Annotated in this window: 22 protein-coding genes and 1 tRNA gene; 12 read left to right on the plus strand and 11 right to left on the minus strand. The window is 70.7% G+C overall.

The window, feature by feature from the left end:
• Window positions 1-27 precede the first annotated feature (27 nt).
• A complete protein-coding gene (locus FKO37_RS21485; RefSeq protein ID WP_199817499.1) occupies window positions 28-219 on the plus strand; it encodes a DUF2795 domain-containing protein in 192 nt (63 codons plus the stop codon).
• An 8-nt stretch (window positions 220-227) separates the two neighbouring features.
• On the opposite strand, the gene FKO37_RS21490 is transcribed toward FKO37_RS21485, so the two are convergent.
• The 9 genes from FKO37_RS21490 to selD all read right to left on the minus strand — a co-directional run bounded on the left by FKO37_RS21490 (window position 228) and on the right by selD (window position 5,921).
• Entirely contained in the window at window positions 228-665 is a 438-nt protein-coding gene (locus FKO37_RS21490; RefSeq protein WP_238605572.1) for a PPOX class F420-dependent oxidoreductase, read from the minus strand.
• Between the two features lie 71 nt (window positions 666-736).
• A complete protein-coding gene (locus FKO37_RS21495; RefSeq protein WP_238605573.1) occupies window positions 737-2,518 on the minus strand; it encodes a complex I subunit 5 family protein in 1,782 nt (593 codons plus the stop codon).
• 2 nt (window positions 2,519-2,520) lie between these two features.
• Window positions 2,521-2,874 (minus strand): NADH-quinone oxidoreductase subunit K, encoded by a 354-nt coding sequence (locus tag FKO37_RS21500; RefSeq protein ID WP_078870357.1) that lies wholly within the window; start codon window positions 2,872-2,874, stop codon window positions 2,521-2,523.
• Window positions 2,871-3,584 carry an MnhB domain-containing protein gene (locus FKO37_RS21505; protein ID WP_238605574.1) on the minus strand — a complete coding sequence of 238 codons (714 nt, stop codon included), beginning with the start codon at window positions 3,582-3,584 and terminating at the stop codon, window positions 2,871-2,873. The genes FKO37_RS21500 and FKO37_RS21505 overlap by 4 nt, the downstream gene beginning before the upstream one ends.
• Window positions 3,581-3,817 carry a DUF4040 domain-containing protein gene (locus tag FKO37_RS21510; protein ID WP_037810690.1) on the minus strand — a complete coding sequence of 79 codons (237 nt, stop codon included), beginning with the start codon at window positions 3,815-3,817 and terminating at the stop codon, window positions 3,581-3,583. The genes FKO37_RS21505 and FKO37_RS21510 overlap by 4 nt, the downstream gene beginning before the upstream one ends.
• Window positions 3,814-4,113, minus strand: a complete 300-nt coding sequence (locus FKO37_RS21515) for a monovalent cation/H(+) antiporter subunit G (RefSeq protein ID WP_037810692.1) — start codon at window positions 4,111-4,113, stop codon at window positions 3,814-3,816. Before FKO37_RS21515 ends, FKO37_RS21510 begins: the two co-directional genes overlap by 4 nt.
• Entirely contained in the window at window positions 4,110-4,361 is a 252-nt protein-coding gene (locus tag FKO37_RS21520; RefSeq protein WP_037810694.1) for a monovalent cation/H+ antiporter complex subunit F, read from the minus strand. The genes FKO37_RS21515 and FKO37_RS21520 overlap by 4 nt, the downstream gene beginning before the upstream one ends.
• Window positions 4,358-4,813: a Na+/H+ antiporter subunit E gene (locus FKO37_RS21525; protein WP_238605575.1), complete on the minus strand. Its 456-nt coding sequence runs from the start codon at window positions 4,811-4,813 to the stop codon at window positions 4,358-4,360. Before FKO37_RS21525 ends, FKO37_RS21520 begins: the two co-directional genes overlap by 4 nt.
• 121 nt (window positions 4,814-4,934) lie before the next feature.
• Complete coding sequence (gene selD / locus FKO37_RS21530) at window positions 4,935-5,921, minus strand: selenide, water dikinase SelD (protein WP_374204368.1); 987 nt, start codon at window positions 5,919-5,921, stop codon at window positions 4,935-4,937.
• A 54-nt stretch (window positions 5,922-5,975) separates the two neighbouring features.
• On the opposite strand from selD, the gene FKO37_RS21535 reads away from it, so the two are divergent.
• From FKO37_RS21535 to nrfD, 6 genes are all read left to right on the plus strand, one after another.
• Window positions 5,976-6,070 (plus strand) — tRNA-Sec (locus FKO37_RS21535).
• Complete coding sequence (selA, locus tag FKO37_RS21540; protein WP_238605576.1) at window positions 6,070-7,353, plus strand: L-seryl-tRNA(Sec) selenium transferase; 1,284 nt, start codon at window positions 6,070-6,072, stop codon at window positions 7,351-7,353. The genes FKO37_RS21535 and selA overlap by 1 nt, the downstream gene beginning before the upstream one ends.
• Window positions 7,344-9,107, plus strand: a complete 1,764-nt coding sequence (selB, locus tag FKO37_RS21545; protein ID WP_238605577.1) for a selenocysteine-specific translation elongation factor — start codon at window positions 7,344-7,346, stop codon at window positions 9,105-9,107. Before selA ends, selB begins: the two co-directional genes overlap by 10 nt.
• A 4-nt stretch (window positions 9,108-9,111) precedes the next feature.
• Window positions 9,112-12,324: a formate dehydrogenase gene (gene fdh, locus FKO37_RS21550; protein WP_238605578.1), complete on the plus strand. Its 3,213-nt coding sequence runs from the start codon at window positions 9,112-9,114 to the stop codon at window positions 12,322-12,324.
• Window positions 12,317-13,144, plus strand: a complete 828-nt coding sequence (locus tag FKO37_RS21555) for a 4Fe-4S dicluster domain-containing protein (protein WP_238605579.1) — start codon at window positions 12,317-12,319, stop codon at window positions 13,142-13,144. Before fdh ends, FKO37_RS21555 begins: the two co-directional genes overlap by 8 nt.
• A complete protein-coding gene (nrfD, locus tag FKO37_RS21560; RefSeq protein WP_238605580.1) occupies window positions 13,141-14,079 on the plus strand; it encodes an NrfD/PsrC family molybdoenzyme membrane anchor subunit in 939 nt (312 codons plus the stop codon). The genes FKO37_RS21555 and nrfD overlap by 4 nt, the downstream gene beginning before the upstream one ends.
• A gap of 16 nt (window positions 14,080-14,095) precedes the next feature.
• Here the strand turns inward: nrfD and FKO37_RS21565 are convergent, their stop codons facing one another.
• Window positions 14,096-15,286 (minus strand): zinc-dependent alcohol dehydrogenase, encoded by a 1,191-nt coding sequence (locus FKO37_RS21565; RefSeq protein WP_134669256.1) that lies wholly within the window; start codon window positions 15,284-15,286, stop codon window positions 14,096-14,098.
• A 35-nt stretch (window positions 15,287-15,321) separates the two neighbouring features.
• A complete protein-coding gene (locus tag FKO37_RS21570; RefSeq protein WP_238605581.1) occupies window positions 15,322-15,939 on the minus strand; it encodes a UdgX family uracil-DNA binding protein in 618 nt (205 codons plus the stop codon).
• Window positions 15,940-16,016: 77 nt separating this feature from the next.
• Between FKO37_RS21570 and FKO37_RS21575 the strand changes: the two genes are divergently transcribed.
• The 5 genes from FKO37_RS21575 to FKO37_RS21595 all read left to right on the plus strand — a co-directional run bounded on the left by FKO37_RS21575 (window position 16,017) and on the right by FKO37_RS21595 (window position 20,073).
• On the plus strand, window positions 16,017-16,577 hold the full coding sequence (locus tag FKO37_RS21575; RefSeq protein ID WP_238605582.1) for a hemerythrin domain-containing protein: 561 nt from the start codon (window positions 16,017-16,019) through the stop codon (window positions 16,575-16,577).
• On the plus strand, window positions 16,574-17,389 hold the full coding sequence (locus FKO37_RS21580; protein WP_238605583.1) for a family 1 encapsulin nanocompartment shell protein: 816 nt from the start codon (window positions 16,574-16,576) through the stop codon (window positions 17,387-17,389). Before FKO37_RS21575 ends, FKO37_RS21580 begins: the two co-directional genes overlap by 4 nt.
• 121 nt (window positions 17,390-17,510) lie before the next feature.
• Window positions 17,511-18,089, plus strand: a complete 579-nt coding sequence (locus tag FKO37_RS21585) for a hypothetical protein (protein WP_238605584.1) — start codon at window positions 17,511-17,513, stop codon at window positions 18,087-18,089.
• Window positions 18,086-18,634, plus strand: a complete 549-nt coding sequence (locus FKO37_RS21590; protein WP_238608311.1) for an NAD-dependent malic enzyme — start codon at window positions 18,086-18,088, stop codon at window positions 18,632-18,634. The genes FKO37_RS21585 and FKO37_RS21590 overlap by 4 nt, the downstream gene beginning before the upstream one ends.
• A gap of 11 nt (window positions 18,635-18,645) precedes the next feature.
• On the plus strand, window positions 18,646-20,073 hold the full coding sequence (locus tag FKO37_RS21595) for a CYTH and CHAD domain-containing protein (RefSeq protein ID WP_238605585.1): 1,428 nt from the start codon (window positions 18,646-18,648) through the stop codon (window positions 20,071-20,073).
• Window positions 20,074-20,130: the final 57 nt, after the last annotated feature.

Consider the following 20,130-nt stretch of genomic DNA (forward strand, 5'->3'; position numbering starts at 1 on the left):
GAGGGAGAACCCGAGGAAGGGAGCGCCATGTCTGACGTCCGGGAGTATTTAACGGAAGTCGAGTACCCGTGCGAGCGCGACGAGCTCCTCCGCCGGGCCGCCGCGAAGGGGGCGGGCGACGACGTCATCGGGCATCTCGGCAAGCTGCCCGAGCAGCGGTACGAGAACCTCGACGCGGTGCACCGGCTGCTCGGCGACGACATCGACCCGCACGGGTGAGGGCCGCCTCAGTCCGCGACGCCTTTCTTCTGGTCGATGAACGTCTGCCGCTCCGGGGTCACCTGGAGGATGACGCGTTCGGACTTGATCGCGTCCGGCGGGTAGTCGCCGCCGGTGTACTTGCGGGCGAGCTGGTCCACCTGCGACCGCGCCCGCTCGCCGGTCTCGATGCCGGTCACGCGGCCGCGGACTTCCGCGTACCGGTACGGGTCCTGCTCGTCTCGGATGAGGACGGTGATCCGGTCGTCGCGCGCGACGTTGCGGTACTTCACCCGGTGGGTCTCGGTGTTGAGCACGATCCTGCCGTTCTCGACGTGCACCCAGATCATCTGCGTCTGCAGCCTGCCGCTTGGCAGCACCGTGGTGACCGCGGCGAAGTTCTTGCCGGTGGCGAGCTCTTCGGTTTCGGGCAGCAGTTTCGGGCCGTCGGCGGTGCTGGCGGGCACGGCAACTCCTCACGGTCGACGTCACGGGCCGCCCTGCGGGTAGCCCGGCCGACCGGCGGGTAAACGCGACGTCAGAGCCAGACCAGCCCGGCGAGGACGGCGACGCCCGCGAGCAGCCACGCCACGTAGTCGCCGACCTGGCCGGAGTGCGCGCGGTGCAGGACGGTGAGGGCTTCGTGCACTGGTTTCGGGGCCCGGCGTCGCGACCACAGCGCGAGTGCGGTGGCGGCGAGGGCGAGGACGGCGGTCGCGGCGGCGGACAGCAGGCCGGGGCCGGTCCAGGACAGTTCGGGCGCCGTCGCGGGGAGTGGCGAAGGCAGCGTCGGCAGGACGTCGTGGAGGTAGCCCGCGCGGTCGACCGCCTGCGCACCGGCGGCCGCGGCGACGTCGCGGATCCACGGCACGATCCCGGCGGCCAGCGCGAAAGCGAGCAGGACGACAATGGCGGCCAGCATCGGAATCGGGGTGCGTTCGATCGGCCGGCCCGTCTCGGGTTCCTCGCCGGAACCGGGTGTCGTGTCCTCGGAATCGTCGTCGGGCGGCCTGCCGAGTCCGAAGTAGACTCGGAGCCCGGCGCGCAGCACTGCCGCGACGGTCAGGGCGGAAATGATCGCGAACACGATCATCAGCCACTCCGGACCGGCGTGTTCGGCGGCGTCTTTGCCGAGCGCCAGGCCGAACGGCGGCAACCCGGCGAGGGCGGCTGCCGCGATGAGGAACAGCACCGCTTCGGTCCGTGAATGTGTTGCGCGGCCGAAGAGATCGTCTTCGTCGACGCTGCCGTAGCGGTCCTTCAACACGCCGGTCAGGAGAAACAGCGCGCCCTTTGCTCCGGCGTGTCCGAGCACGGAGAGCACGAACGCGGCGGTCGCTTCGCCGCCGGTGGCGGCGAGTCCACAGAGGAACAGTCCAATGTGGGCGATGGTCGAGTAGGCCAGCAAGCGTTTCAGATGCCGCTGAGTGAAGCAAAGCACGGCACCGAGGACAGCGCTGGCGATCCCGGCGGTGAGGTAGATCCGGCTGACGGTGGCGTCGTCGAGTACCGCCCCGAACACGGTCGTGCGGACGCGGAGGACGCCGTAGAGCCCGAGTTCGACCATGACGCCGGAGAACAGCACGCACACCGGTGTCGGAGCGACGGCGTGCGCGTCGGCGAGCCAGAAGTGGAACGGCACGCTCGCGGCTTTGACCAGCAATCCGGTGCACACCAACACGAACGCGGCGATGACCAGCGCGTCCGCGGGTCGGCCGTCGAGCGCGACGCCCAGTTGCGCGAGCCCGAGCTGGCCGCCGCGGGCGTAGAGCAGGCCGATGCCCATCAGCGTGAAGTACGCGCCGAGTGAGTTGACCACGCCGAAGTTCAGCGCGCCCTGCACCGAGTCCGCTTCCTCGATCCGGTACCCGGTCAGCGCGTAGGCGACGCCGCTCATCAGCTCGAAGAAGACGAACAGGGTGAACAGGTCGCCGGTGAAGAGGAAACCGATCATGCCGGTCAGGAAGAGCAGCATCATCGCGTGATAGCGGGCTTCGACGGCCTCGAAGTAATGCCAGCTGTAGAGCAGCGCGCAGACGGTCAGGAACGCGGCCAGCACGGCGAACGTCGTGTTCAGCCCGTCCGCGACGAGCACGATGCCGACCGAGCGGGTGCCTTCCGGACCTTGGCGGCCGAGCCAGCTGACCACCCGCTCGTGGTGCGCGGCGGTCAGCAGGACCACGCACAGTGCGCACACCGCCGCCGCGGTCACCGTGGCCGTCACGTCGACGACGACGCGGGGGAGTTTGCCGCCGAGGCCGAGCAGCAGGCAGGCGGCGAGCAGCGGGACGGCGATGGCGAGTGCGGGCAGGGTCGTCATGGTCAGCCGCGCAAGGCCCGCAGTTCGTCGGGATCGACCGTGCCGTGGCGGCGCGAGATCTGCAGCGTCAGTGCGAGCAGGAGCGCGGTGATGGTCGCCGAGACGACGATGTCGGTGAGCGTCATGGCCTGCACCATCGGGTCGACCACCGGCTGCGCCTGCCCCTGCGACACGATCGGGGCGGTGGCCTGGTCCTGGTAGCCGATCGCGAGCAGCAGGACATACGTGCCGGATTGCGCGACCGACAGCGAGACCACGGTGTGCACGAGATGGCGGCTGCGCATGATCCCGGCGCAGCCGAGCAGCAACAGCCACGCCGCCACGCCATAGCAGGCCGCCGACACCACGCCCGTCACCGTTCCTCCAGCCCGTGCACGAAGAACCGCGAGAGCAGGACGACGAACCCGGCAGCGACCTCGATGCCGATCAGGACGCTCAGCACGGGAACGGTCCCCGAGGAGAGCAGCGAGCCGAATTGGCCGAGTGGCAATACGTTCGCGAGGAACGAGCCGCCGACGGCCAGTCCCAGCAGGCCGGTCACGACGTACAGGCCGGTGGCCGCCGCTTCGGCGTATTCGCACCAGTCGATCGGGCGCAGCCGGGCCAGCGCGCGGTAGCTGCCGGAGAGGTAGAGCAGATGCCAGCCGGTCGCGAGGACGACGCCGCCTTGGAAACCGCCGCCGGGCGTCAGGTGCCCGTGCACGACGATGTCGATGCCCAGCAGCACCGAGACCGGCAGGAGCAGGAAACCGGCGAGCTTCACGGCGGGCAGGACGTAGCCGGTCCCGTCCGTTTCCGGCTCCTTCTCGGGCGGTTGCAGCAGCGCGAGCGTGCCGACGACGGCGGCGGCGACGATGGTTTCCTCGCCGAGGGTGTCGAGCGCGCGGAGGTCGAAGTTGATCGAGGACACCAGGTTCGGGGTGATTTCCCGGAACCCCACCGGCAGGACCAGGTCCCGGTAGACGTGGCTCGCGGACCCGGCGGCGGGCATCCGGGCGAACGCGGCGATGAACAGCGCCGCGACCCCGGCCAGCCCGGCGGCTCCGACGACGTCCCGGGTCCTCATCGCTTCCCCGTCTTCCGCAGGGTCAGCAGGACGAGCAGCGGGACGATCGCCGCGCCGACGGCGAGTTCGGACAGCGCGACGTCCGGCGCTTGGAAAACGACGAAAAGCACGGTGAGACAGAGGGAAAACACCGTGAGCGTGATCGCTTGCCGCTTCGGGTCGTGCGTCGCGACGACGGCGAAACCGGCCACGGCGACCAGTGCGAGGGCGACGAGCAGCACGGCGGCTGTCATGAGGGGAGGTCCTCGTCGATCTCGCCGCGGTGGCGGGCTTCGAGCCGGGCGTTGGCCGATTGCAGGATCGGACTGGTGACCGCCAGCAGGACGACCGTCGCGAGGATCGCGCCCGAGCCGAGGTGGACGCCGTTGACCAGGACGAGCCCGACCCCGATGAGCGGCGCGCCGAGCGTGGTCGCCGGGGTGAGGAGGTGCAGGCGGGTCAGCAGGTCTTTCGCGCGCAGCAGGCCCACGGCGGAGGCGAGGACGACGAACACCCCGGCGAACACGAGAATCTGCGCGGCGAGGGTCATCGGGTCCCCAGGAGCCGCGCGAAGACGAGCGTTCCGGCGAAGGCGAGGACGGTCAGCGTCAGGGGGAGGATGACGGCGCTGGACGGGCCGTACGCCTGGACGAGCAGCAGGAGCGTCAGGATGGTGACGGTGCCGGCGAACTGCATCCCGGCGAGGCGCTCGATCGCGGTGCCCCGGGCGGCGAGCCACAACGCGGTGCCGAGACCGCCTGCCATCAGCAGCAGCGCGGCGAGGAGCAGCCACGTCATCGCGTCACCCGATCGAGGGTCGAGGAGCCGGGGAGCAGCCGGTGGATGACGAGGTCACTGTCGTCTGGCGGGCTCGCGACGACCATCGCGCCCGGAGTGCAGCCGACGACCACTGTCGCGATGGCGAGGCGTGCTTCGTGCTGCGCGCGCGGTTCGGCTGGGACGGTGACTTTTTCGCACTTTCCGGCGGAGGGTCGTGGGAAGACCATGCGCAATGCGGCGACGGATTCGCTGACGGCGGCTTTGGGCAGCGGTGCCAGCCAGGTGAGCCAGTTCGGATTGAGCTGCCACGCACCGTGCATCGCCCGGCGTGCGGAACGGGCGGCGATCGCGCAGACCGCCGCGGCACCGGCGCCGACGATCAGTTCCGGTGCGGACGGGGTGGACAGCGTGAGGGTCCACAGCCCGGTCAGGGCAAGCCACCACAGCAGAATCTCGATCGCAGCGCGCATGTCTCACCTCGGGCAGGGGCTACCCACTTCGGAGACCTGCCAATCCGGCGCGGCTTCCGCCAGCCGTCCGTGAAGGGCTCCTTGAGGGAATCCAATTCCCTCAAGGAGCCCTTCACGGACCTCAGCCGACGATGATGGTGTGGTCGGTGCGGGACACCAGCTCGCCGATCACGGGGTACCCCGGCAGTTCGCCCGCCACGAGCAGGCCGCCGGAGGTTTGGGCGTCAGCCAGCAGCAGGGCTTCTTCCTCGGAGACGCGGGAGAGATCGGTGTGCGGCCGGACCCAGTCGAGGTTCCGGCGCGTCCCGCCGCTGACATACCCGTCGCGCAGCGCCTCCCGCGCGCCCTCGAGATACGGGACGGCCGCCGGGTCCAGCCGTGCGGTGACGCCGCTCGCCCGGGCCAGTTTGTGCAGGTGGCCGAGCAACCCGAAGCCGGTCACGTCGGTCGCGCACACCGCGCCCGCCTCCAGCGCGGCGGCCGACGCGGCGCGGTTGAGCTCGGTCATCGCGGCGATCGCCTCCTCGGAGCGTTCGCCGGTGGCCTTGTGCCGCGAGTTCAGCACGCCGATCCCGAGCGGCTTGGTCAGCGTGAGCGGCGTGCCCGGCTTGCCCGAATCGTTGCGCAGCAAGCGGTCCGGGTCCGCGGTGCCGGTGACGGCGAGGCCGTACTTGGGTTCCGGGTCGTCGACGCTGTGCCCGCCGGACAGATGGCATCCGGCTCGCGCGCAGACGTCCAAGCCGCCCCGCAGCACCTCCGCGGCCAGCTCGAACGGCAGCACCTCGCGCGGCCAGCCGAGGAGATTGACCGCGACCACCGGGACGCCGCCCATCGCGTACACGTCGGACAGCGCGTTCGCGGCGGCGATCCGGCCCCAGTCGTACGGGTCGTCGACGACCGGGGTGAAGAAGTCCGTCGTCGCGATGAGGGCGACGTTCCCGGCGATGCGCACGGCCGCCGCGTCGTCGCCGTCGTCGAGGCCGACCAGGAGTTCCCCGGGCGGGTTCTCCGGCGCTGCACCGGACAGGCCGCGGACGATCGTTTCCAGTTCGCCGGGCGGGATTTTGCACGCGCAGCCGCCGCCGTGGGCGTACTGGGTCAGCCTCATGGTTTTCATCATGCGGGGGCGCGACGGTCTTGGCAGGATGGCGGAATGCCCCAGGGAGGCGTATCCGGCCTGGTGACCGGCGCGGTCTTCAACACCGTTGAGCGGCAGGTCCTGCCGCTGGCGGGTTCGATTCCCGTCCGCCTCCGCCATGGGTGACCCGCGCCGGGCGATCCCGCGCACCGACGCGGTGCTCGGCGAGCCGAGGATTGCGAAAGCCGTCGAAACACTCGGCCGGGACCTGGTGAAGTCCCTGGTCTTAGCCGCGCAGCAGCGGGCGCGCGCGGGAGAGATCGAGCCCAGCGAGGTCGTAGCGGAGGTAGTGGCCCGGCTGCCCTCGACGGTGTCCTCGCTGCGACCGGTGCTCAACGCGACCGGCGTTCTCGTGCACACCAACCTCGGCCGTGCCCCGCTATCCGCTGCCGCCCTGGACGCGATCGTCGCGGCGGGCGGGGCCACGGACGTCGAGTTCGCGCTCGAAACAGGGGAGCGGGCGAAACGCGGCCGCGGCACCCTCGCTGCGTTGGCGGAGGCGGTGCCGCGCGCGGAGGCGGTGCACGTGGTCAACAACAACGCGGCCGCCTTGCTGCTGTGTGCGCTGACCTTGGCTCCAGGCAAGGAAATCGTGGTCAGCCGCGGCGAACTGGTCGAGATCGGCGACGGCTTCCGCATCCCCGACCTGCTCGCCTCGACCGGTGCGCGGCTCCGCGAAGTCGGGACCACGAACCGGACTTCGGCGGCGGATTACGCGGCGGCCATCGGTCCGGACACCGGATTCGTGCTCAAAATCCATCCCTCCAACTATCAAGTCACCGGGTTCACCTCGGAGGCGAGCGTCGCCGAACTGGCCGGGCTCGGCGTGCCGGTCGTCGCCGACGTCGGGTCCGGGCTGCTCGCGCCGCATCCGCTGCTGCCGGACGAACCGGACGTTGCGACCGCGCTGGCCGACGGTGCGAACGTCGTCACGGCGAGCGGCGACAAGCTCCTCGGCGGTCCGCAGGCGGGCTTGCTCTTCGGGGACGCCGAACTGGTGCACCGGCTTCGACGACATCCCGCGGCTCGCGCGCTGCGGGTCGACAAGTTGGCCCTCGCCGCGCTCGAAGCCACCCTTCGCGGGCCGGAACCACCCGTGCGGGCGGCGCTTGTCGCGGAGGGTCTTCACCAACGTGCCGAGGCGCTTGCTCAGTCGTTGCGTTCGGCGGGCGTGGACGCCGAGGCGGTGGATTCGACCGCGGTCGTCGGCGGCGGTGGCGCGCCGGGAGTTGAGCTGCCCAGCGCGGCGGTCGCGTTGCCTGCCCGGTACGCACAGGCGTTGCGGCTGGGCGAACCCGCGGTGGTCGGCCGGATCGTGCGGGACCGGTGCCTGCTCGACCTCCGGACGGTGGCCCCGGCGGACGACGCGACCCTGCGGGAGGCGGTCCGCCGATGCGGGTGATCGCCACCGCCGGCCATGTCGACCACGGGAAATCCACCCTGATCCGCCGGCTCACCGGCATGGAACCGGACCGGTGGGCCGAGGAACGCCGCCGCGGCCTGACCCTCGACCTCGGCTTCGCCTGGACCCGCCTGGGCGGCGAGGAGATCGCTTTCGTGGACGTCCCCGGGCACCAGCGGTTCGTCCCGAACATGCTGGCGGGCGTCGGTCCTGTCCCCGGCGCATTGTTCGTCGTGGCGGCGGACGAGGGCTGGATGCCGCAATCCGCGGAACACCTGGCGGCGCTCGACGCGTTCGGCGTCCGGCACGGCCTGCTCGCCGTCACCAAAGCGGACCGCGCCGATCCGGCGAGAGCGACAGCGGCGGCGCTTGAGGAGATCGCGGCGACGGCGCTCGGCGAGGTGCCCGCAGTGAGCGTCAGCGGCACGACCGGCGCAGGGCTCGACGAACTGAGCGCGCAGCTCGCCAAGCTCGCCAGCCGGTTGCCGCCGCCGGACCTCGACGCGGACGTCCGGCTCTGGATCGACCGCGCGTTCACCATCAAAGGCGCGGGCACCGTCGTCACCGGGACCCTCGGCGGCGGCACGCTGCGGGTCGGCGACGAGTTGACGCTCGGCGCGAACCGCGTCCAGATCCGCGGTCTGCAGGCGCTCGGCGAACCGCGCGAAAGCGTGTCCGCGGTGGCTCGGGTCGCGGTCAACGTGCGCGGCGTGCCCAAGGATTCCGTCGGGCGGGGCGACGTGCTGCTGACCCCGGGTGCGTGGCGCCCGGCGACCGAAATAGACGTCCGGCTGCGCGGCGCACAGTCCGGCGAACTGCACCGGAACCTCGTGCTGCACTTCGGATCCGCAGCGGTGCCGGTCCGCGTCCGTCCGCTCGGGACGGACACCGCGCGGCTGCTGCTCGCGAGCCCGCTGCCGCTCCGGACCGGCGACCGGGGGTTGCTGCGCGACCCGGGCGAGCACCGGATCCCGGCTGGGTTCGACGTGGTGGACGTCCGGCCGCCGTCGCTCGCGCGCCGCGGCGCCGCGCGCGCCCGGGGTGAAGAGCTGACCGCGGTGGAGCCGGGCTGGGATTACCTCCGCCGGGCGGGTTTCGTGCGCCACGAGGACTTCCGCGCGTTAGGGCTGCCGGAGGTAGGCGAGCGGCTCGGCGGCTGGCACGCCGACCCGGCCCGCCTCCGCCGGTCGCGAGCGGAGGCCGCCGAGGTCGTCGCGGCGTGGACCCGGGAACATCCGCTGGCGGCGGGCATCCCGGCCGAGGCGTTCCGGCAACGGCTCGGCCTCCCGGACGCGGACCTGATCCCGGCGGTCCTCACCGGCGAGCTGATCCTCAAGGACGGGCTCGTCCGCAAGCCCGGCACCGGGCTGACCGCCGAAGTGGAAACCGCCGTGGCAGTCCTCGAAGAACGGTTCGCCGAGCACCCGTTCCGCGCGCCGGAAGCGGACGAACTGCGGGAACTCGGCCTGGGCAAACGGGAATTGGCCGCCGCCGTCCGGGTTGGCCGGTTGCGGGCGATCGCCGACGGAGTGGTGCTGGGCCCGGACGCGCCGGAGCGCGCGGCGGAAGCGCTGGCCGCGCTCGGCGAGCCGTTCACCGTGTCGCGGGCGCGGCAGGCGCTGGACAGCACCCGCCGGGTGATGATCCCGCTCCTGGAGCACCTCGACGCGGCCGGGCTCACCGAACCGCTCGGCGACGGGACCCGCCGGACGTGTGGACGAGGCTGCGCCGGGCGGGAGAACGGATTACCGTGACAGCGTGGGCATGCGGCAGTGGATCGAAGGCTGGCCGGTGTACCGGCAGCTGGCCGGTCCCGACCGCACTGCGCGCGCCTCGGCGGCGAAATCCCGCGGATCGGAAAGCTGGCACGCCCGCACCGAGGACGCCGACAAGGTAGTCCGTTCCGTCTGTCCGTATTGCGCGGTCGGCTGCGGGCAGAAGGTGTACGTCAAGGACGGCGCGGTCACCCAGATCGAGGGTGACCCGGATTCGCCGATCTCGCGCGGCAGGCTGTGCCCGAAGGGTTCGGCCAGCAAACAGCTCGTGACCAGCCCGAGCCGTGTCACCGAGGTCCTCTACCGCCGTCCGTACGGCACCGACTGGGAACGGCTGTCCCTCGACCAGGCGATGGACATGATCGCCGACCGCGTGCTCGAGACGCGCGCCGCGACGTGGCAGGACGCCGACGACCAGGGCCGCAGGCTCAACCGCACGCTCGGCTTCGCGAGCCTCGGCGGCGCGACCCTGGACAACGAAGAGAACTACCTGATGAAGAAGCTGTACACCGCGCTCGGCGCGATACAGATCGAAAATCAGGCCCGTATTTGACACTCCGCCACGGTTCCCGGTCTGGGGACCTCCTTCGGTCGTGGAGGCGCCACGACGTTCCAGCAAGACCTCGCCAACGCCGACTGCATCGTCATCCAGGGCTCGAACATGGCCGAATGCCATCCCGTCGGGTTCCAGTGGGTGATGGAGGCGAAGGCTCGCGGAGCGAAGATCATCCACGTGGACCCGCGGTTCACCCGCACGAGCGCGGTCGCGCACGTCCACGCGTCGGTGCGGGCGGGTTCGGACATCGCGTTCCTCGGCGGGCTGATCAACTACGTCCTGCAGCACGAACTGGACTTCCGCGAGTACGTCGTGGCCTACACGAACGCCGCGGCGATCCTGACCGAGGAGTTCGCCGACACCGAGGACCTCGACGGCCTCTTCTCCGGCTTCGACCCGGAAAAGCGCCAGTACGACAACTCGACCTGGGCGTACGAGGACGCTGAGGCGGCCCCGGCGGCCGGCCACCGCGACCCGGGGCAGCCGGGCGGGCACCACGGCGGCGAGAAGCACCAGACGTCCGCGCGCGCCGAGTCCTACGGCAGCGGCGGCGCGGCGATCGACACCAAACCGAAAACCGACGAGACCCTGCAGCATCCGCGCTGCGTTTACCAAGTCCTCAAACGGCATTTCTCCCGCTACACGCCCGAGGCGGTCGCCGACGTCTGCGGCCTGCCGGTCGAGCAGTTCACCGAAATCGCCGAGGCGATCACCGCGAACTCGGGCCGCGACCGCACCACGGCCTGGGTGTACTCGGTCGGCTGGACGCACCACACGGTCGGCGCGCAGTACATCCGCACCGCCTCGATCCTGCAGACGCTGCTGGGCAACATCGGCCGTCCCGGCGGCGGCATCCTCGCGCTGCGCGGGCACGCCAGCATCCAGGGCTCGACCGACATCCCGACGCTGTTCAATCTGCTGCCCGGCTACATCCCGATGCCGCACGCGCACCAGCACCTCGACCTCGACAGTTTCGTCGAGGCCGACGCGGGCAAGACCGGCTTCTGGGGCAACATGCGCTCGTACACGGTCAGCCTGCTCAAGGCGTACTGGGGCGACAGCGCCCAGCCGCACAACGATTTCCGCTTCGACTACCTGCCGCGGCTGACCGGCGACCACGGGACGTACCAGACGGTCCAGCAGCAGATCGCGGGGGAGTGCAAGGGGTACTTCCTGGTCGGCGAGAACCCGGCGGTCGGCTCGGCCAACGGGAAGTTCCAGCGGCTCGGGCTGGCGAATCTCGACTGGCTGGTGGTCCGCGACCTGCAGCTCATCGAGAGCGCGACGTTCTGGAAGAACGGCCCGGAAATCGAGACCGGCGAACTGAAGCCCGAGGAGATCGGCACCGAGGTCTTCTTCCTGCCCGCCGCCGCGCACACCGAAAAGGACGGCAGCTTCACCAACACCCAGCGGCTGCTGCAATGGCACCACAAAGCGGTCGAACCGCCCGGCGACGCCCGCAGCGACCTGTGGTTCTACTACCACCTGGGCAGGCTGATCCGGGAGCGCGCCGGCAGTGGGGAACGCGACGCCCCGCTGCGCGATCTCGCCTGGAGCTATCCGACCGAGGGCCCGACCGCCGAGCCAAGCGCGGAGTCCGTGCTCGCGGAGATCAACGGCCACGGCCCGGAAGGCCCGCTCTCGTCGTACACCCAGTTGAAGGACGACGGTTCGACGTCCTGCGGCTGCTGGATCTACTGCGGCGTCCGCGCCGACGGCCACAACCACGCCGCGAACCGGCAGCCGGGCTCCGAACAGGACTGGATCGCGGGCGGCTGGGCCTGGGCGTGGCCGGCGAACCGGCGGATCCTGTACAACCGCGCCTCGGCGGATCCGGACGGGAAACCGTGGAGCGAACGGAAAAAGCTGGTGTACTGGGACGCCGAGGACTCCAAGTGGACCGGCCCGGACGTCCCGGACTTCGAGGCCACGAAGGCACCGAGCTACGTCCCTCCGGACGGGGCGAAGGCGCAGGACGCGCTGAGCGGCCGCGATCCGTTCATCATGCAGACCGACGGCAAGGCCTGGCTGTACGTCCCCGCCGGGCTGGCCGACGGCCCGCTGCCCACGCATTACGAGCCCTTCGAGAGCCCGGTCGCGAACGCGCTGTACGGCCAGCAGGAATCGCCGGTGCGGCAGACGCTGGACAGCCCGGTGAACCAGTACAACCCGGCGCGCAGCGAGGTCTACCCGTACGTGTTCACCACCTACCGGCTCACCGAGCACCACACGGCGGGCGGGATGAGCCGGACGCTGCCGTACCTGTCCGAGCTGCAGCCGGAGTTCTTCTGCGAGATCTCGCCCGCGCTGGCCGCCGAACGCGGGCTGGTCCACCTCGGCTGGGCCACCATCGTGTCGGCGCGGACGGCGATCGAGGCCCGCGTGCTGGTCACCGACCGGGTCAAACCGCTCAAGGTGCGCGGCCGGACCGTCCACCAGGTCGGGCTGCCGTACCACTGGGGCCCGAACGGGCTGTCCCGCGGCGACGCGGCCAACGACCTGCTCTCGATCGTGATGGACCCGAACGTGCACATCCAGGAGGCCAAAGCGGCCACCTGCGACATCCGTCCCGGACGGCGGCCGCGCGGGCCGGAGCTGCTGGAGTTCGTGGCGGAGTACCGGAGGCGAGCCAATGGCTGAGTACGGCGCCCAGCCCCGGATGGGCTTTTTCACCGACACGTCGGTGTGCATCGGGTGCAAGGCGTGCGAGGTCGCGTGCAAGGAGTGGAACGGCGTCCCGGAGGCGGGCGGGGAGGACCTGCTCGGGCTGTCCTACGACAACACCGGCGACCTCGGCTCGAACACCTGGCGGCACGTGGCGTTCATCGAGCAGCCCGCGGTCGACCTGGGGATGCCGGCGGTCGGGGCGCCGGAGCAGCAGCCGGAAGAACCGGGCGTGCGCTGGCTGATGTCCAGCGACGTCTGCAAGCACTGCACGCACGCGGCCTGCCTCGACGTCTGCCCGACCGGCGCGCTGTTCCGCACCGAATTCGACACGGTCGTGGTGCAGCAGGACATCTGCAACGGCTGCGGCTACTGCGTTCCGGCGTGTCCGTACGGGGTCATCGAGAAACGCGAGAGCGACGGCCGCGCGTTCAAGTGCACCCTCTGCTACGACCGGCTCGGCGCCGGGATGGAACCCGCGTGCGCCAAGGCGTGCCCGACCGATTCCATCCAGTTCGGCGAGCTGGACGAACTCCGCGAGCGCGCCGCCGCGCGGGTGTCGGCGCTGCACGACGACGGCGTGCCGGAGGCGCGGCTCTACGGGCACGATCCCGGCGACGGGGTCGGCGGCGACGGCGCGTTCTTCCTGCTGCTGGACGAACCGGAGGTCTACGGCTTCCCGCCGGACCCGGTCGTGACGACCCGCGACCTGCCGCAGATGTGGAAGCGGGCCGCGACGACCGCCGCCGGGGTGGCCGCGGCGCTGGTCGTGTCGTTCCTGGGACGGCGCCGATGAGCCCCCGCCGCGAACGCGCGATGGTCGAGCCCGCCGAATTCCGGTCGTACTACGGCAGGCCGATCCTCAAGGAGCCCGCCTGGAAGCAGCCGGATGTGCCGTTGTACCTGTTCCTCGGCGGCGCGGCCGGTGCGTCCGCGTCGCTGGCCGCGCTCGCCGACATGACCGGACGGCCGGAGCTGGCCAAGGTCGGTCGGCTGGCGGCTTCGGGCGGGTCGATCGCCAGTGTGGTCGCGTTGATCCACGACCTCGGCAAGCCGACACGGTTCCTGAACATGCTGCGCGTGTTCAAGCCGACTTCGCCGCTGTCGGTGGGATCGTGGATCCTGTCGCCGTTCTCCGGTCTCGCCGCCGGTGCGGCTTTCTCCGCGCTGACCGGGCGTTTCCCGCGGCTCGGCCGGTTGGCCGGGGCGGGCGCGGGCGTGCTGGGGCCGGCGATGTGCACGTATACCGCGGTGCTGCTGGCCGACACGGCGACGCCGTCCTGGCACGAGGCGCACGGGACGCTGCCGGTGCTGTTCGCGGGCAGCGCGCTGACCAGCGGGGCGGGAATCGCGCTGATCGCGGTGCCGCGGAAGGAAAACGGTCCCGTCGTGCGGGCTGGAATTGCCGGTGCCGCCTCGGAATTGGCTGCCGAGCATCACTTGGAGACCGGGCTGGGGCTGGCTTCGGAGCCGTACCGGACCGGCCGGGCCGGGCGGTTGCTGAAGGCGGCCAAGGTTCTTACCGCGGCTGGGGCGGCGTTGTCGTTGGCCGCGCGTCGCCATCGCGCGGCGGGGGTGGCCGCGGGGGCGGCTTATCTGGCGTCCGGGCTGTGCACGCGGTTCGGGGTGTACGCGGCCGGGGTGGAGTCCACAAAGGACCCGAAGTACGTCGTGGTTCCGCAGCGGGAACGGCTGGCTCGGCGCGCGGCGGAGGAACGTCCGGGCCGTTGAGCCCGGACGCGTCCCGTTACGCCGCTGGTTCGAGCAGGATCTTCTGCACTCCGTCGAGTTTCTTCTGGAACATCTCGTACGCCCGCGGCGCGTCGGTCAGCGGGAGTTTGTGCGTCGCGAAGCCTTCCACGCCCAGCGGGTCCCCGTCCGCGGTGAGCACCGGCAGGACGTCGTCGATCCAGCGACGGACGTTCGCCTGCCCGGTGTGCAATCGGATCTGCTTGTCGAACACTTCCATCATCGGGATCGGGTCGGCCATGCCGCCGTACACGCCGGACAGCGAGATCGTGCCGCCGCGCCGGACGCTGTCGATGGCCGCGTACAGCACGCTCAGCCGGTCGATCCCGGCCTTCTCGGTCACCTTCGCGCCCAGCGTCTGCGGCAGCAGCGCGACCAGGTTGTGCGCGAGTTTCCCGATCGGCGCGCCGTGCGCTTCCATGCCGACCGCGTCGATCACCGAATCCGCGCCGCGGCCGCCGGTGAGGTCGCGGATCGCGTCGCCGATCTGCCGGTGGTCGCGCAGGTCCAGCGTCGTCGCGCCGTGTGCGCGGGCCCGAGCCAGCCGCTCCGGCACCAGGTCGACGCCGATCACCTCGCCCGCGCCCTGGTGCAGCGCGACCCGCGCGCACATCTGGCCGATCGGGCCGAGGCCGAAGACCACGACGGAACCGCCGTCGGGGATGTCCGCGTACTGCACGGCCTGCCACGCCGTCGGGACCACGTCGGACAGGTAGACGAACCGTTCGTCCGGCGGGCCCTCGGGCACCTTGATCGGCCCGTACTGCGCTTGCGGGACCCGGAGGTACTCGGCCTGCCCGCCGGGCACCTGGCCGTAGAGCTTCGTGTAGCCGAAGAGCGCCGCGCCCTTGTCCTGGTCCTTGACCTGGGTGGTCTCGCACTGCGATTGCAGCCCGCGCTCGCACATCCAGCAGTGCCCGCAGGAAATGTTGAACGGCACCACCACACGGTCGCCGGGCTTCAGCGAACTCACGCCGCTGCCGACCTCTTCGACGATCCCCATCGGCTCGTGGCCGAGGATGTCGCCTTCGGTCATGAACGGGCCGAGGACCTCGTAGAGATGCAGGTCAGACCCGCAAATGCCGGTCGAGGTCACCCGCACGACGGCGTCGGTCGGCTCCTCGATCTTCGGGTCAGGGACGCGGTCGACTCGCACGTCCCGCTTGCCGTGCCAGGTCACTGCTTTCATGGCGGCCGGATTCCCCTTGCCGGGAGCGGCAAACGTCAGAGGCCGCGCAGGTCGGCGACGAACTCGTCGTACGCCGTGTCGCGGTCGGGCGCGCGCAGCACGGCGGACGGGTGCACGGTGGCGACCGCCGAGGCGAACAGGTCGGCGAACTCTTCCGGCGGATCCAGCGGTTCACCGCGATGCTGGGTGAGCCGGAAACTGCTGCCGTACACCGATTGCGCCGCCGTCGCACCCAGCAGCAGCACGAGCCGCGGCTGTACCGCTTGCAGTTCGGCCACGAGCCAGGGGCGGCACGCGACGACCTCGGATCGGGCCGGCTTTTCGTGGATCCGGCGTTTGCCGCGGAGCTTGAACTTGAAGTGCTTGACCGCGTTGGTGAGATACAGCGAATCGCGGTCCAGGCCCGCGTCGCCGAGCGCCTTGTCGAGCAGCTTCCCGGCCGGTCCGACGAACGGTTCGCCGCGCCGGTCCTCCTGGTCGCCGGGCTGCTCGCCGAGGGCGAAGATGTCCGCATGTTTGGCGCCCACGCCGAAAACCGTCGCCGTGGCGTCGCGGTAAAGCCCGCAGCCGCGGCACTCGCCGGCTGCTCGGCGGAGCTTGTCGAGGCTGGTGGTGTCCGGCGGCTCGGCTCCCGGTTCCTGACGCGCGACCATCGGATCCCGTTACCCGCAAGCAGCCTCGCGCAAACACGACGAGCGCGCCGCCGCCGGGAGAGCTAACGTCGAGGGCCATGACGGACATCACCAGCCTGATCCTCGACGATCACGAGCGGTTCCGGCGGGCGTTCGCGGCACTGGACGACCTCGACGGCCCGGACGAGCTGGCGCGGGCCTGGGAACCGCTCGCCGACCTGCTGGACCTGCACGCGGCCGCCGAGGAAGCGGTCTTCTACCCCGAGCTGATCCAGCGCGGCGCCGACGCTGAAGACGAGACGCTCGACGCGGTCGGCGATCACAACGAGATCCGCGACGCCGTCGCCGAAACCCGCCGCCACCCGGCGGGCAGCGCGGCCTGGCTCGAAGCGGTCCGGCAGGCCCGCACCGCCAACAGCGAGCACATGGCCGAGGAGGAGGACGACGCGCTTGCCGATTTCCGCAAGCACGCCGACCCGGGCCTGCGCGAGGAACTCGGCCGGAAGTTCCTGGCGTTCAAGGCCGAGCACGAGGGCGGGAAGGGCATCGACACCGGGGACGTCGACCTGGAGCGCTACGTCGAGGAGCAGGAGCGCAAGGCCGGCAAGACCCCGCCGGACGACGGTTCGCTGGGCATCGGCAGCCTGAAGGGAGCATGATGAACCACCTGATGCGCGAGCTCGCGCCGATCCCGGCCGAGGGCTGGAAGCAGATCGACGACGAGGCGCGGGAACGGCTGGCGACGCACCTGGCGGCGCGCAAGATGGTCGACGTCGAGGGCCCGCACGGCTGGACGCACTCGGCGACCTCCCTCGGCCGGACCCGGCGCGTCGATCCGCCGGAAACCGCCCGCGAACGCGAAACCCTCGCGCAGCAGCGCCGGGTGCTGCCGCTGGTGGAGGTGCGCGTGCCGTTCACCGTCGAGCGCAAGGAACTCGAGGACGCCGAACGCGGCGCCGACGACCTGGAGTTCGACGACCTCGACCAGGCCGCCGCGCAGGTCGGCCTGCTGGAGAACCGCGCGGTGTTCCACGGCTGGCCGGAGGCGGGGATCACCGGCATCGTCGAGGCGAGCCCGTACGACCACGGCACGCTGGGCACCGATCCGGAACGCTATCCGCACGTCGTCGCCAACGCGGTGAACACGTTGCGGTGCAACGGAATCGAAGGACCGTACGCGCTCGCGATCAACCCCGACGGCTACACCGCCATCGTGGAGAGCACCGAACACGGCGGCGTGCTCGTGCTCGACCACCTCCGCCGGGCCCTCGGCGGCGGCCGGGTCAAGCGCACGCCGGGGCTGACCGGCGCGGTCGTGCTGAGCCTGGCGGGCGGCGACTTCGTGCTGGAACTCGGTCAGGACCTCTCGGTCGGCTACCGCCACCACGACGCCGAGACGCTGACGCTGTACCTGGAGGAAAGCTTCAGCTTCCGGGTGACCGAACCGGACGCGGCGCTCGTGCTCGACTGACGGCGCCCGGCGCGGGTCTTCCCGGTACGTGAGGGGAACCCTGAGGGAATCAGAGTCAATGAGGGTTCCCCTCACGTACCGAGCAGGATTCCGCCGCCGCGCGGCCGGGTATCCGGCTGCCATGAGCAGTCGCGGAAAGATCCAAGTCACCACCCGAGTGCGGCTCGACGACGCCGACGACCTCGCCGAGCACTACACGCCCGGCGTCGCCGAGCTGGCCAAGCGCGTCGCGGAGGACCCCTCGGTGCTGGCGCGGGAAACCGTGCGCAGCAACTCCGTCGCGATCGTCTCCGACGGTTCCGCGCTGCTCGGGCTTGGCGACCAGGGCCCGGCCGCCGCGCTGCCGGTGATGGAGGGCAAAGCGGCGCTGCTGAAGCGCTTCGCCGACGTCGACGCCTGGCCGATCTGCCCGGTCAGCCGCGAGCCGGAAGACCTGGTGCGCACGGCCAAGGACCTCGCGACGTCCTTCGGCGCGATCAACCTGGAAGACATCGCCGCGCCCCGGTGCTTCACCGTCGAGCGGCAGCTGCACGACGAGCTGGACATCCCCGTCTTCCACGACGACCAGCACGGCACCGCGATAGCCGTGCTCGCCGCCCTGCACAACGCGCTGAAGCTGACCGACCGCACGCCAGGGGACACCTCGGTGGTGATTCCGGCGCGGGCGCTGCCGGGTCCGCGATCGCCAGGCTGCTGCTGAAGGCCGATTTCAGCGCGGAGCGGATCGTGGTCTGCGACAGCAAAGGCGTCCTGCACGGGGAACGCGATCTGACCGGCGAGAAGCAGTGGCTCGCGGAGAACACCAACCGCGGCGACGCGGTCCAGGGAAGCCTGCAGGACGCCTTGCGCGACGCGGACGTCTTCGTCGGCGTCAGCGTCGGCGGCCTGCTCAAGGGCGACGACCTCGCGCGGATGGCCGACCGGGCGATCGTGTTCGCGCTGGCCAATCCGGATCCGGAGGTCGACCCGGACGCCGCGCACGAGCACGCTGAGATCGTCGCGACCGGCCGCAGCGACCTGCCCAACCAGATCAACAACGTCCTCGTGTTCCCGGGGATGTTCCGCGGGCTGCTCGACTCCGGCGCACCGAAGGTGACCGCGCGGATGCTGCTCGCGGCCTCGCACGCGCTGGCCGAGACGGTCGGCGACGACCTCGACCGGGAGCACATCGTGCCCAGCGTCTTCGACGAGGGCCTGGTGCCCGCGATCGCCGAGGCCGTCGCCGGCGCCGCCGACAACGACTGAAGGAGCGGGGAATGCGAAGCGCAGAGTCCGGACGCAAATACGAGCTGAGCTTGAAAGCCCGGGTGCCGCAGCTGGCGGGCAAGGGGATCACGCAGGAAGCACCCGCCGAGCGGACGCTGGAGACCGTTTACTACGACACCAAGGACTTCCGGTTGACCAGCGCCGGGATCACGCTGCGAAGAAGCAGCGACACCGGGTGGTGCCTGAGAACGCCCGGTCACGAACTGAGGTTTCCGCTCGACGACTCGACGATGCCTGCTCCGATAGTGAAGCTGGTCCGCGCGTACACGCTGGACCGCAAGCTGCGTCCGGTCGCGCAACTGCGGACCGACCGGTTCACGCACCGTCTGTCCGACGCGTCGGGCCGGACCCTGGCGACGCTGGCGGACGACCATGTCACCGGAGAATTCCTTGGGGGACAGGCAGTTCGGCTGGACCGCTGGCGCGAGCTGGACGTCGAGGCGGGACCTGAGCTGCTCGATCGGCTTGATCGCACCTTGCGGAAGCGCGGGGCCGAGAACGCCTGGTGGCCGTCGAAACTGCAACGCCTGATCGGAGACACCGCCGAAGGCAAGCGTGGCTCGAACGAGGTCCTGGCTGCGTACCTGCGCGAGCAATTCGAGCGATTGCGTCGCGCTGACTTGGGCTTTCGCGTCGGGGAAGACGATTCGGTCCACCAGCTCCGGGTCGCGGCGCGGAAGCTGCGGAGCGCGCTTCAGACGTTCAAACCCTTGGTGGACAAGAAGAAAGCCAACGCGATCGCGGCGGAACTGAAGTGGCTCGGAAGCGAACTCGCCCCCGCGCGCGACACCGAGGTCAGCCAAGCGCGCCTCGAATCCTGTCTCGACGAGGTCCCGCCGGAGCTGATTTTCGGACCACTGCGGCAATACCTGACCCGCGACTTCGCCCGCACCTCCCAAACTGAACTGGCCCGCGCGACGGAAGCCTTGTCCAGCAGCCGATACGTGACTTTGCTGGGATCGATCGCCGCGCTGCTCGACACGATGCGCCCGGCGGGCAAGAAGGCGTTGCGGAAACCTCTGCGCAAGACCGCGCGCAAGCTCTCCCGAGCCACCGCGGTGACGGAGGGGCTCAGCGGCACCGAGCTGGAGAAGGCACTGCACAACGTCCGGAAGAAGGCCAAGCGCGCTCGCTACGCCGCCGACGCCGTCCGGCCGGTGTTCGGCAAGAAGCTGCGCACGTGGCGCAAGCACGTCAAGGCGGTGCAGCAGACGCTGGGCAAGCATCAGGACACCGTCGTCGACCGAGCGGCGTTGCGGCACTTCGCGATCGACGGCTTCAGTGAGAACCAGAACACGTTCACCTTCGGTCTCCTCTATGGCCGGGACGAAGCCGCGGCGAAGATGTTGCAGGACCGGTTCGCCGACGAATGGCGCACGCTGCGCAAGGGCGCTCGCCCTGCTTGGCTGAAGACCTGAGCGCCTGAGTCCACTGTGGACAGCAGAAACGTCGGCGGTGTCTTGGCACCACCGGCG

Source organism: Amycolatopsis sp. Poz14 (assembly GCF_006704225.1).
GTDB classification, from domain to species: domain Bacteria; phylum Actinomycetota; class Actinomycetes; order Mycobacteriales; family Pseudonocardiaceae; genus Amycolatopsis; species Amycolatopsis nivea.